Below are 11,486 nucleotides of genomic sequence, written 5' to 3' on the forward strand. Positions count from 1 at the left end.
TATGAATACAGGAACTGTGAAAACCGTAGCCGATTACGTTACCGAAAATATTAAAAACGCGCATTTATTTAAAAAACGTGGCATCGATTTTTGTTGTGGCGGAGGAATTAGCTTAGCTGAAGCTGCGGCGAAAGCTAATGTGAGCTTAGAAATACTGGAAAAAGAATTACAGGAAACAGATTCGGCTATTAGCCCCGGTTATGACTATAGAAACTGGAAACTGGATTTCTTAACTGACCATATTATAAACGTGCATCACCAGTATGTGCAGGAAAATATCCCGTTGCTTATTCAATATGCAGCAAAAGTGGCTAAAGTACACGGAGGCCAGAGAAAAGAACTATTTGAGATTCAACAATTATTTACCGAGGTAGCCCAGGAATTAAGCGCCCACCTAAAGAAAGAAGAACTTATTCTATTTCCATTTATCAAAAAAATGGTAAGAGCGCAGGAAGAAGGCACGGCATTGCCAGAACCGGAATTTGAAAAAATTGACTACCCTATTGAAATGATGGAGACTGAACACGATCAAGCCGGCGCTATTTTTAAACAAATTTCTGATCTAAGCGATAACTATACCTGCCCAGACTGGGCTTGCAATACTTATAAGGCCTTTTATGCAAAACTGGAAGAGTTTGAAAACGATCTACACCATCACGTACACTTAGAAAACAATATTCTATTTCCAAAAGCAATTGAACTTGAGCGCAGTTTAAACAATTAGAGAGATTTCATTTTAGGACCCCCAAAGCCTAAGAGGAATTTAGTTTTATTTAGAGGTTTGTTTTTAATTGTGTTGAAGAGGAGGCTGTTTGAAAAGATCTATTTTCGTCAAGCTGAACTTGTTTCAGCTTCTAACATGAATTAATTTAATACATCTTAGATCCTGAAATAAATTCAGGATGACGTAGAACCCCCTTTTTAGACAGCCTCTATCATTTTATACCATATAAGTAACATTTTATCTTGAAGTATTACCGGTGACGCTATATAAAACAGTAAAGATCGTCATTGCGATCCCGATAATTATCGGGCAATCTTTAGCTCAGTTATAAGAATTCAGAGATTACTTCACATCGTTCGTGATAACGTTCAATATCTAAGATTAAGCTAACTTCTTTTCTTTTTAGTATCTTCCCCCCTATGCTGCGTTTAGATTTAAAAGCTCATCAAAACATTGCCATCGCCTACTTTTTACTGGCAGCGCTGCTGGGAATCTTACTCCGGCTTTTTTATGTAACTCCCATTGCGGCGAATTATAAATATATTATTCATGCGCATTCCCATACCGCTTTGTTGGGCTGGGTATATCTTGCATTAACCGGAATTATTTATCGCTTACTTTTTCCAAATACAAAGTTTCCTAAAAAATACCTTTACATTTTCCTGGCCACCAACATTAGCTTGCTGGGCATGTTATTTAGTTTTCCTTTCCAGGGCTATGCGGTGGTTTCTATAATTTTTTCCACCCTTTTTTTGTTTTGCTCCTACCTTTATACCGGCTTTATTCTACGCAATACACCGGTCGAGCATAGGCACACCCAATATTTTAAACTAATAAAAGCTGCCTTATGGTATATGGTTTTTTCCAGCATTGGACCCTGGGCTTTGGGTGCGATTATGAGCACACTGGGCAAGGCTTCTATCTGGTATAAACTTTCTATCTATTTCTATCTTCATTTTCAATATAATGCCTGGTTTTTATTAGCCATTTTAGGTATTGTATTTTATCTTTTTCAGAAATTAAGGTTGACATTCCAGCCTCGCGAGTTCAAGCGGTTTTTCTACCTGTTAAACTCTGGCGTGATCTTAAGTTTTTTTCTTTCTACCTACTGGACCAATCCGCCCATAGTTTTCTATTTGCTGGGAGGACTTGGCGTTATTTTATTGCTATTTGCTTTCTATCAACTTTTCGCATTTATCCTTCGGAATAAAAATCAATTGAAAGCCGGCTTGAGTCCATTCAATTATCAAATTCTAAAGATCGTAGGCATATTATTGGTTGGGAAGATCTTTATACAAAGCCTTACTGCGATTCCATATTTTGCCGACCTGGCCTTTGAAAACCTGGATTTCGTTATTGGCTATTTACACTGGGTTTTTCTTGGTTTTGTTTCCCTGGCGCTATTCGGTTTTTTAAATTGGTTGAAATTGATCAAGCTTCCCAAAAAAGCATTTTACCTGTACCTCAGCGGATTTCTAATTTCTGAAGCACTTATTTTTTACAAAGGCCTTGTGCTTTGGCTGGGACTTCCGTTTTTTAGCAGGTATTTCCTGATCCTGGTTTTGGTAAGTGCGCTAATTCCTATTGCTGTAGGATGGATTTTAGGCCTAAATTTGAGGAAAAATGATTAAATTCCTAATCATTCATTCTCAAAAGATATGACCGTCCTCATTTATAAACCCGGGAAATTTCATCAGGTTTGTTTTACTCGATAATCGAGATTAAAATGCTGCGTCCCGAAGCATCGGGATGCCTCGAAATTAAATTATATTTTCCAATAATAATGCTTCATGTGCTTGCTCCGAAGTTGTTTACTTTAAAAGAATAGGATGATTGAAGAACATATTTTGTTGGATTTTGGAGCTTCTAAAGAAATCTACCATAAAGGAGATCAGCTTTTTGGAGAAGGAGAAATTGCGCTTAATTTCTTTCAAATTATTTCCGGGGAGATCAAGATGAATAACTATAATGCCGATGGCAAAGAATTTATACAGGGTTTATTTGTAGACGGACAGAGTTTTGGCGAACCCCCTTTGCTGGCAGATGTAAAATATCCCGCAAATGCCGAGGCTATAAAAACTTCAGAAGTATTAAAACTACCAAAACTCAACTTTTTAGAATTGCTCACCCAACATCCTGAAACGCATCTAAAACTCACCAGAACCCTGGCCAAAAGACTTTTTTATAAAGCGATTATGGTTTCTGAAATTTCCAGTCAGGATCCCGAACATCGAATTATCAGGATCCTGGATTACCTAAAACGATACGTGCATCAAATTGAAGGGGAATTTAAATTTAAAGTAAACCTTACCCGCCAGCAAATAGCCGATCTAACCGGGCTACGGGTAGAAACGGTAATCAGGGCTATGAAAGGCCTTGAAAAGAAGGGTGAAATAAGAATAAAAAGCGGAAAAGTTTATCGTTAAGCCCTTATTAGCTTCTTCATAATTTTTAAATATTATAATACAATTTATTCTTATTTGCATTGCCCAAAAACGAAACAAAAAAGTCTAGGCTTACGAAACTTTATCTAAATTTTATCGTTCAATCCCTAAATTTCAGGAATTCTCCCGATAAAAATCGGGATCAAACAGCCTAAAATTTCACGGAATTTCACTTCAAATTTCACGATAAACTTTCGGTAGGCCGAAAAAACAACACTGCTGAAAATGAACCGAATCAATTTAAAGCTTTAGACACTCAATTTTAATAGGGCCTCACAGAACTACCCTATTTACAAAGCTATTGGATTCAGATTTAAAAATCTTTTTTAGCTGAAATATATTTTATTCTCCAAACAGGAAGTATCACCCATAAGCTCAGCACTGCAATTGAGGTGAATGCTCCCAGGCCGGTTCCAAAAAACTGTTTGAATACTGCACCGGTATAACCCAACAGAGCAGAAATATCTAATTTCAGCAGAATGAGAATCCTGGAAAGATCTATAGGATTCAGCATACTTGCCACCAGGGAGAACTTATCCAGCGGATAATCCTGAAAGTAAACAAGGGAAAGTAAGAAGAGTCCGTCGTAAACCACGGCCAGGAATAACCAAAGCAAGATTGCCAGGCCAAAACCTTTTATTTTATTCTCGTGAGATAAAGCGATATTAAAAGCCAAAGCGGTGAAAATAAAAGTGAGAAATACCCCCGAAACCAAAAGAGAAGCGAAATCCCAAATTGCCCCCGACTGAAATAAGCCGTAAATAATAAAGGGTAAACCCAATCCTAGAATAAGGCTGGCCGATAAAGAAATAGCAACCCCAAGGTATTGCCCGAAAAAAATAGAACTTCTTCTTACCGGTTGCGCCAGGAGTAGCTCTGTGAATTCCCGCGAATTATAAAAGTACATCACTCCAAAAATGGTCCCAATAAGCGGCACCAGTATAATGATCACGTTCATTAAAGTAATTACCGCATTGGAAAGGTCGTTGTTTAAAAACAACAAGACTACTCCCAAAAGTAAGTAAAAAAAGAAGTAGACGTAACTCCAGAGGCTACGCGAAAGGTCGTAAAAACTATATTTTAATATTTTAAGCATGGTTCTCGGTTAAAATGTTGGCAATAGCATGTTCAAAATCCTTTTCGCCTGTAGAAGTTTTAAGCTCCTCTACCGTTCCGTTGAAATAGATTTGACCTTCCAGCAGAAATACGATCCTGTCTGATATTTCTTCAACAAAATTCATAATATGCGAAGTGATAAGAATGGTCTTCCCTTTCTCCTTTTCCCGCTGAATAAGCTTCCGCAGGCGAATAAGCGAAACAGGATCCAGGCCCGAAGTTGGCTCATCAAGAATAATTAGCGGACTATCGAACATAAAACATAAAACCAGGTTAACCTTCTGTTTACTTCCTCCTGAAAGATTACTAAGCTTTTTTTGCAGAAATGGCTCCAGTTTAAAAAGATCTATCAGCTCCTGATCGCGCGCTTCTTTATCACGAAGATCCTTGATCATATCAATAAGCTCCTGCACCTTTAAATTGCCGGGAAAATTGGCTATTTGCGGCAGGTAATCTATATTTTTTCGGTAATTCCAGTGTTTTTTCACCCTTTCCCCGTTAACTTCAATTTCTCCATTTTGAGGCACTACCATCCCAAGGATACTTTTTATAAGCGTGGTCTTTCCGGAACCGTTTGGCCCCAATACCGCTATAATTCCGCTTTCAGGAGTTTTAAGGTTAAGTCCGTTTAGAACAACCAGCGGACCAAATTTTTTATGGAGATTTGTAATGTTTACCATTGGATTTTTTTCATTTGGGGTTGAGCATCAATAAGATCGGCCGGCGTAAAAATTGGAGAAACTTTCTCTGAAAAATCAAGCAGATCTATAAATGTACTTCTCAATAGTACGATCGCTTCCGGGGTTTTATTTACGAGATAGGAAAAAAGCGTCACCGGCCTAAAAGGTACATCCCCAATTCCATCTCTATTTAAATCATAACCGGAATAGCCGCTCCAGTAATTATTGCTGAACTTATTGTTATTGAGTCTCCCGGTATAGGCTACATCAAAGGAATTGTATAAAAAATTATTGCGTTTAAAATTGTTATCATACACCGCACCTCGTATTCTTATCGCGTAACCATTATTCCTAAAATCGTTTTCTATATAATCTATGCGATTCGTATTATCGGCGCTTATAGCGATAGTATTATCCTCAAAAATATTATTCCTTAATTCTGAATCATTTATTTCTTTTAGAAGAAGTCCGTAGGAAGCGCTCCCCCAGTTTTTCCTGAACTGGTTTTCCTGCATATCAATAAATTTGGAATACATCACGGCTACTCCGGCACCATTGTTTTCAAAAATATTGCCCTTATAGAGATCGTGGTCTGAAAACATAAAATGCAGACCATAACGTAGGTTATCTTTACATAGGTTATTGATGATCTCAGAATTATTTACAAACTCCAGGTAAATCCCATCCCTAAGGCCAATTACTTCGTTATTCTTTACAGTTATTTCTTCAGACTTCCAGATATGTACACCGTTACCGGAAGTAGACTGGCTTTTAGCATTACTGGTAATAATATTTCCTGAAACGGTTCCTTCTGAAGATCTTTCCAAAAGAATACCAAAGAATACCTGATCCAGCCTGTTGTTCTTTACCTCAAAATTTTTAGAATTGGAAACCAGGATTCCCGTAAAGTCGTTGGTATGACTTCTCCCTACATTAATGATCTTTAAGCCTTCAATAGAAAAATTTTCTGCTCTTATACTTATGGCAGTGCCTTGCATTTCGGCATCTATCACCGGAAACCCCTCGCCTATTATAGTAAGGGATTTATCGATAATGCTTATGTCGTGTTCTTTATAAGTCTCACTTTTAATCCTGAGAATATCACCATCTTCGGCCATATCTACCGCGGCCTGAATAGTCTTCACCTCACAGGTTTTACAGACTTCTATCTCCTGAGCCTGAGAAACTACGGATGTTAGAGTGAGAAATAAGAAAAGAAAAAACGACCTTAACATAATATCAATAGCTTGTTGTTAATGAATCATTTTCGAGAAAAATAGTCTTTAATTCCTGCCAGTTGAAGATGTCTCCAGATTCCGTATTTACCACAGCACTTTTTTTCTTAAAAGCGGCAAGGTTGCCACCCATTGGAGATTTTATACTATCGTTTATCACGAAATTTGCTTCGTTCACACTTATCATAGTTCCCGGCTGTTCAAAATTGGCAACCAGGTTTACGGGCATATTGTAATTATGCTGAAGCTGGTGGTTCACCATGCATTCTATAGCATCATATTTATACTGCTTTCCTTTTCCACTTACAGCCTGCGCAGCATAAGCCTTACTCACAATAGTCATCTCGCAAAAATCGCAGTTATCCTTACCGTAGTCTATTGGTTGGGGTTCATTACTACAAGCAACAAATAGTACGAGTACAATTAGGTAAATTATCTTTTTCATAGCTTTAATTTTTATTTAGCCATCGTTCCTTTTGCTTTCTTTCCAACCCACCAGGCAACTAAAGTTAGTAGCATTCCTATAAACATTAAATACGCTCCTGCCCTGGGATAAGAATGTGCGGTGAAATTCAAAATCTTCTGAGATCCCAGCAAGGGCGGTTTGTAGCTCAAAGGATTACCTTCAGAATCGGTTAACTTCATAATGGCTTTGGGATCAAGGTCAGTTCCGTAATCTGAAAGCCAGTTATTGAAATCCATCATTCCCAGGATGCCTAAAACAGTCATTAAAATAAGCCAGCCTAAGAACCAGTTTGGGCCAATTACTTTAAAAAAGCCCAGTATACCCAGGAGCGCACCAAGGGCAGCCATTCCTCCAATTACAAGGGGAAAAGTATTAAATTCCCACATTTCTGCCGGGGTAGGGATCTTCTTCATCCCAATATAGTGGTTGATACCATCTATATTCTGAATATCAAATTCTTCTTCGCCCTGAATTCCACTAATATAAATATTCATCCCCAGGGGATCGGGATATTGTGGAGCTTCCAGCTGGATGTTCCAGAGTGGATAGATAAACAGACCGAGCAGTAAAGCTGAACCTATTACCATTAAAATTCCTGAGTTTTTCATTGTTAAGGGGATTTTTAAAAGAAAGCGGGTAAATTTACCATCCACCCGCCTTTCTCAATCTAAAAAACAACCAGTTTTCAACTAAATAAACTAATTAATCTCTTCATCATCCAAAGTCCATTTTAAAGGCACATTTGAATTCTGGCCGGATACTCTTACGTATCCCTGCATTTCCTGGTGAAGCGCTGAACAGAAGTCGGTACAGTAAAATGGCCAAACTCCTTCTTTTTTGGGCTCCCAGGTAATGGTTTTTGTTTGCCCGGGCATAATTAAGAGCTCAGAAGTATTTGCACCAATCATAGCGAAGCCGTGTGGTACATCAAAATCCTGCTCAAGGTTAGTAACGTGAAAGAATACCTTATCTCCTACTTTTATACCTTCAAGGTTATCTGGTGAGAAGTGACTTCTTACGGTAGTCATATACACGTGAACTTCATTGCCATCACGCTCCATTTTTGTTTCAGATTCACTGGTAGCAGCATATTCGTGTTCGTTCTCATCCAACCTGTAGATTTTCTGAGATTTTGATTTAATCTTTTCGGCTGGAATACCTGCAGCGTAGTGAGGTTCTCCGTGAGTTGGAAAGTCTAAAAGAAGTTCCATTTTTTCTCCCGAAATATCATATAACTGTGCAGAGTGCTCTAATTCGGGTCCTGTTGGCAGGTAACGATCTTTGGTAATTTTGTTCATAGAGATCATATACTTTCCGTAAGGTTCTCTTGAATTTCCTCCGGGAATCATAAGGTGACCAACAGAATAGTAACTAGGCTGTCTATCTAGCACTTCCCAGGTTCCTAATTTCCATTTTACAACTTCAGAAGAGATAAAGAAAGTAGTATAAGCATTTCCCTTTCCATCAAATTCGGTATGCAGTGGGCCTAATCCTCCTTCTTTCACAGTTCCTGCAAGCGTAGAATCGAAGTTTAAAATTGGAATACCATAAGCATCACCGTCAAAATCTTTATTCTCAATAGCCTTAAGCATTTTTGAGAAAGAGTGAACGGTTAGATCTGTTGAAAGTTTTCCGTTACCTACAATGTACTCTCCAGATGGATCTACATCACAACCGTGAGGAGATTTTGGAGTTGGCATAAAGTATACCGCTCCTTCTACTTCTCTTGGATCTACGGTAAGCACTTTATTTTTCATAGTAGTGGTTGCAGCCTGGGTACTGTGGTCAAAAACATTGTGCGCATATTCAGCATCTATTTCTTCACCACCTCCATTTTTCACATATTCCTGGATCTTTTTCCAGTTTACAGCTGCAATAAAATCCTTATCATTTTGAGAAGCATTAACTTCCTGCATGGTGTGAGCTTCTTCGGTATTATAAGTAGTAAAGAAGAACCAACCGTGAGAATCTCCACGCCCGGGGTGTGAAAGATCGTAGTTGAATCCCGGCATTTTAAGCTGGAAATCAATGTTCATTCTACCATCTTCGCCAACAGCGATAAAGGTAAGAGGACCTTTAAAGTTCCCTTTCATTTGATCTATAGCCATATCCTCTTGTGGATAAGGAACAGAGAAACGTGTACCTGCAACTACATATTCGGTGTTTTCGGTAATGAAAGAAGAAGAGTGGTTCCCTGCACTATGAGGGATCTCAATGATCTCTTCGGTTTCAAAAGTTTCAAGACTAATACGCGCTATCCTTGGCGTGTTATTCTCGTTGATAAATATCCAACGCCCATCAAGTTCTCCTTCTGTTTGAGAAATATCGGGATGGTGAGAATCTCCCCAGGGCACAAATCCGAAAGAAGTATTTAACATTGGTACTGTTTCCTCTGAATATCCATACCCATTAGTTGGAAATTGCGAAAAAACAGGGATCTCTTTAAGCATTCTTCCTGAAGGTAAACCGTAAACCGTTAGGTTACCACTATATCCACCTGAAAGGAATGCATAATATTCATCATGTTCTCCCGGCGCTACGTAAACACGTTCGGCCGCGTTAGAAGTGATGGCTCCTGATTTCTCACCAGAAGATCCATCATTGCCACATGATTGGATAAATAGTCCCAGTACACCCAGAACTGCGATTTTAAAAATATTTTTCATTAGATTGGATTTTAATTTATTAATTGAAATTAGATTGATTATTCTTTTGGTAAAATGACGTCTTCAACTATATGCACCCATCCGTTACTTACTTTAACGGTACCTACAATTTTAGCTCCTCCAACAATAATGTCTTCTCCTTCCTTACTAACCGCTACATTTTCTCCTGAAGCCATATAAAGGCTACGCCCTTTTTCGATATTCTTCTCAAGCATATCTATGGGATAATTGCTGGGTGCCACATGATTTTTTAGGATATAAGCCAGTTTAGATTTGTTTTCTGGTTTTAAAAGATCTTCAACGGTGCCCTCGGGCAGTTTCTCGAAAGCTGCATTTGTTGGCGCAAAAACCGTAAGCGGTCCAACATTAACAAGTGCATTTTCAACACCTGCTGCTTGTACTGCCGCTACCAAAGTGGTATGATCTTTAGAATCCATGGCTAAGCGCAAAGCGTTTGGATTTTCGCTATCGCCTTCTATAAAAGCCTGACCCTTATTTGAGCCCACATTATCTTCAGCTTCAGTAGTCGTGGCAGGAGTTTCACCTTCATCAGTTTTATTATCCTTACAGCCAATAAGCACAGTAGCACTTAAAAGCAGGATACACGTTAATAAAAAAGGGAGTTTTTTCATCATTGGTTGGTTTAGTTAGGTTTTGTTTGTTTTCAGGCTAATTCGTTACAAACTTAGAGCGGAAAACTACAGTAAAATATGAGGGCTATCAGTTTTGCTCATCATATTGCCTGAAATATTCTACAATAGCTCTGGCCTCATCTTCTTTAAGACCCTGATTAGCCATAACAGCCATATTGGATTCTATCAATAACTTTTTAGCGATAGGATCTTTTTTGATCATTTCTTCGGGATTAAGAATCATATTCATCATCCACTCCGGGGAGCGTCTTTCGGTAACATCAGCCAGCGATGGCCCTACAAATTTCTTATCCATTTTGTGACAGGCAGAACACATTTTTTTGAAGATATCTGCTCCATTAGCAGCCATTTCAGCATTGATATCAGCGGGTAACTCCATAGATTTTACCGGGCCAATTCCTTTATTGGCTAAAGGATCTCCAGAATCCTGTGAGGTATTATCAGTTTCAACTTTTTCTTTTTTTGGTTGCGAACCATAATCATCTAAGCGAAGATCTTTTTCTTTGTCTTTTTCTGAATTTCCGCAGGCTGCGAATGAAAACACCAGGGCTATAGCCAATCCTATTTTTACAAATAATTTCATAATGCTTGTTTTTAATTTCTGAAGTAAAATTACCAGACATGTGAATCTTATTTTATGACCCCAATCATAATAGAACTAAAACTAATTATAACCCCCATTTTTTATAATGCGGTTATCCTGAAAACCATTAAAAGAGAGGTTTTTTAGATGAAAAATACCTTCCATAAAGATTCAGAGATAAAAAAACCTGCTATCTTTATAAGAGTTAAAGCATTATTCAAGTAGAAAATATGCGAATAGCCTTATCTATAGTGATCATAATACACGGAATTATCCATCTTTTTGGATTTCTAAAAACATTCGGTTTTTCAGAATTTAATGCTATTTCCCAGCCAATTTCCAAAACCTTCGGCATCCTATGGTTAATCGCCTTTCTCTTATTTGCGGTTACTTTAAGCCTGTATTTAAGTTATTATCGTTACTGGTGGATAATTGCAATTCTTGCAGTTATACTCTCCCAGTTTTTAATCATTAGCTATTGGAGCGATAGCAAATTCGGAACGATCTTAAACCTGTTAATACTTGCTGCCGCACTTATAGGATTTTCAACAGTTAGCTTTCAAAAAAAGGTAACTACTGAAGTAAGCGATTTGTTTACTAAATCTGAAAAATCAGGGAAAATTATACTTACAGAACAAATGCTTAAAGGCCTTCTGCAAAAAACGGTCATAGTATACCACCTTGGCCGGATTAAACTGAACCACCTTGGCCGGGGCAAAGTGAACCACTGTAGCCGGATGAAAGTGAGCCACTAAAAAATCGATTCTATTTGTATGGAACCAAATGTCTTTTTTTTGTAAAAAAAGACGATGGCCAACAAACAAATAGATATGCGAAAAGTAAAACAGATTTTTAGGTTGTACAGCCAGGGCGTCAGTAAACGCCAGATAAGTTCGAGGCTGGGTTTATCACGTAACAC

Annotated in this window: 12 protein-coding genes; 4 read left to right on the forward strand and 8 right to left on the reverse strand. The window is 38.1% G+C overall.

Annotation, left to right across the window (positions count from 1 at the left end):
- The first annotated feature begins 1 nt into the window (after position 1).
- From ric to B5440_RS07705, 3 genes are all read left to right on the forward strand, one after another.
- The gene (gene ric, locus B5440_RS07695) at positions 2-724 is read left to right on the forward strand and encodes an iron-sulfur cluster repair di-iron protein (RefSeq protein WP_070052769.1); all 723 of its coding nucleotides are present in this window, start codon (positions 2-4) and stop codon (positions 722-724) included.
- Positions 725-1,143: 419 nt separating this feature from the next.
- Entirely contained in the window at positions 1,144-2,355 is a 1,212-nt protein-coding gene (locus B5440_RS07700) for a hypothetical protein (RefSeq protein ID WP_070052768.1), read from the forward strand.
- Positions 2,356-2,553: 198 nt separating this feature from the next.
- Positions 2,554-3,150 carry a Crp/Fnr family transcriptional regulator gene (locus B5440_RS07705; RefSeq protein ID WP_070052766.1) on the forward strand — a complete coding sequence of 199 codons (597 nt, stop codon included), beginning with the start codon at positions 2,554-2,556 and terminating at the stop codon, positions 3,148-3,150.
- 331 nt (positions 3,151-3,481) lie between these two features.
- Here the strand turns inward: B5440_RS07705 and B5440_RS07710 are convergent, their stop codons facing one another.
- From B5440_RS07710 to B5440_RS07745, 8 genes are all read right to left on the reverse strand, one after another.
- On the reverse strand, positions 3,482-4,264 hold the full coding sequence (locus tag B5440_RS07710; RefSeq protein ID WP_070052764.1) for an ABC transporter permease: 783 nt from the start codon (positions 4,262-4,264) through the stop codon (positions 3,482-3,484).
- Positions 4,257-4,964 (reverse strand): ABC transporter ATP-binding protein, encoded by a 708-nt coding sequence (locus B5440_RS07715; RefSeq protein WP_070052762.1) that lies wholly within the window; start codon positions 4,962-4,964, stop codon positions 4,257-4,259. Before B5440_RS07715 ends, B5440_RS07710 begins: the two co-directional genes overlap by 8 nt.
- Positions 4,958-6,109: a nitrous oxide reductase family maturation protein NosD gene (locus B5440_RS07720; RefSeq protein WP_232755972.1), complete on the reverse strand. Its 1,152-nt coding sequence runs from the start codon at positions 6,107-6,109 to the stop codon at positions 4,958-4,960. Before B5440_RS07720 ends, B5440_RS07715 begins: the two co-directional genes overlap by 7 nt.
- A gap of 94 nt (positions 6,110-6,203) precedes the next feature.
- The gene (locus B5440_RS07725) at positions 6,204-6,644 is read right to left on the reverse strand and encodes a nitrous oxide reductase accessory protein NosL (protein ID WP_070052759.1); all 441 of its coding nucleotides are present in this window, start codon (positions 6,642-6,644) and stop codon (positions 6,204-6,206) included.
- Between the two features lie 11 nt (positions 6,645-6,655).
- Positions 6,656-7,273 (reverse strand): hypothetical protein, encoded by a 618-nt coding sequence (locus tag B5440_RS07730; RefSeq protein ID WP_070052757.1) that lies wholly within the window; start codon positions 7,271-7,273, stop codon positions 6,656-6,658.
- A gap of 90 nt (positions 7,274-7,363) precedes the next feature.
- Entirely contained in the window at positions 7,364-9,331 is a 1,968-nt protein-coding gene (gene nosZ / locus B5440_RS07735) for a Sec-dependent nitrous-oxide reductase (protein WP_070052756.1), read from the reverse strand.
- 38 nt (positions 9,332-9,369) lie between these two features.
- Entirely contained in the window at positions 9,370-9,963 is a 594-nt protein-coding gene (locus tag B5440_RS07740; protein ID WP_070052913.1) for a fasciclin domain-containing protein, read from the reverse strand.
- An 88-nt stretch (positions 9,964-10,051) separates the two neighbouring features.
- A complete protein-coding gene (locus tag B5440_RS07745) occupies positions 10,052-10,567 on the reverse strand; it encodes a c-type cytochrome (protein ID WP_070052754.1) in 516 nt (171 codons plus the stop codon).
- A gap of 230 nt (positions 10,568-10,797) precedes the next feature.
- On the opposite strand from B5440_RS07745, the gene B5440_RS07750 reads away from it, so the two are divergent.
- On the forward strand, positions 10,798-11,322 hold the full coding sequence (locus tag B5440_RS07750; RefSeq protein ID WP_070052752.1) for a hypothetical protein: 525 nt from the start codon (positions 10,798-10,800) through the stop codon (positions 11,320-11,322).
- Positions 11,323-11,486: the final 164 nt, after the last annotated feature.

Origin of the sequence: Salegentibacter salarius, assembly GCF_900168265.1 — a bacterium.
Lineage (GTDB): Bacteria > Bacteroidota > Bacteroidia > Flavobacteriales > Flavobacteriaceae > Salegentibacter > Salegentibacter salarius.

Excerpts from the sequence above, each read along its gene's own strand:
- B5440_RS07750 (WP_070052752.1), top strand. The coding sequence starts at position 10,798 with ATGCGAATAGCCTTATCTATAGTGATCATAATACACGGAATTATCCAT.
- B5440_RS07740 (WP_070052913.1), bottom strand. The coding sequence starts at position 9,963 with ATGAAAAAACTCCCTTTTTTATTAACGTGTATCCTGCTTTTAAGTGCT.
- nosZ (WP_070052756.1), bottom strand. The coding sequence starts at position 9,331 with ATGAAAAATATTTTTAAAATCGCAGTTCTGGGTGTACTGGGACTATTT.
- B5440_RS07730 (WP_070052757.1), bottom strand. The coding sequence starts at position 7,273 with ATGAAAAACTCAGGAATTTTAATGGTAATAGGTTCAGCTTTACTGCTC.
- B5440_RS07705 (WP_070052766.1), top strand. The coding sequence starts at position 2,554 with ATGATTGAAGAACATATTTTGTTGGATTTTGGAGCTTCTAAAGAAATC.
- B5440_RS07710 (WP_070052764.1), bottom strand. The coding sequence starts at position 4,264 with ATGCTTAAAATATTAAAATATAGTTTTTACGACCTTTCGCGTAGCCTC.
- ric (WP_070052769.1), top strand. The coding sequence starts at position 2 with ATGAATACAGGAACTGTGAAAACCGTAGCCGATTACGTTACCGAAAAT.
- B5440_RS07745 (WP_070052754.1), bottom strand. The coding sequence starts at position 10,567 with ATGAAATTATTTGTAAAAATAGGATTGGCTATAGCCCTGGTGTTTTCA.
- B5440_RS07715 (WP_070052762.1), bottom strand. The coding sequence starts at position 4,964 with ATGGTAAACATTACAAATCTCCATAAAAAATTTGGTCCGCTGGTTGTT.
- B5440_RS07700 (WP_070052768.1), top strand. The coding sequence starts at position 1,144 with ATGCTGCGTTTAGATTTAAAAGCTCATCAAAACATTGCCATCGCCTAC.
- B5440_RS07725 (WP_070052759.1), bottom strand. The coding sequence starts at position 6,644 with ATGAAAAAGATAATTTACCTAATTGTACTCGTACTATTTGTTGCTTGT.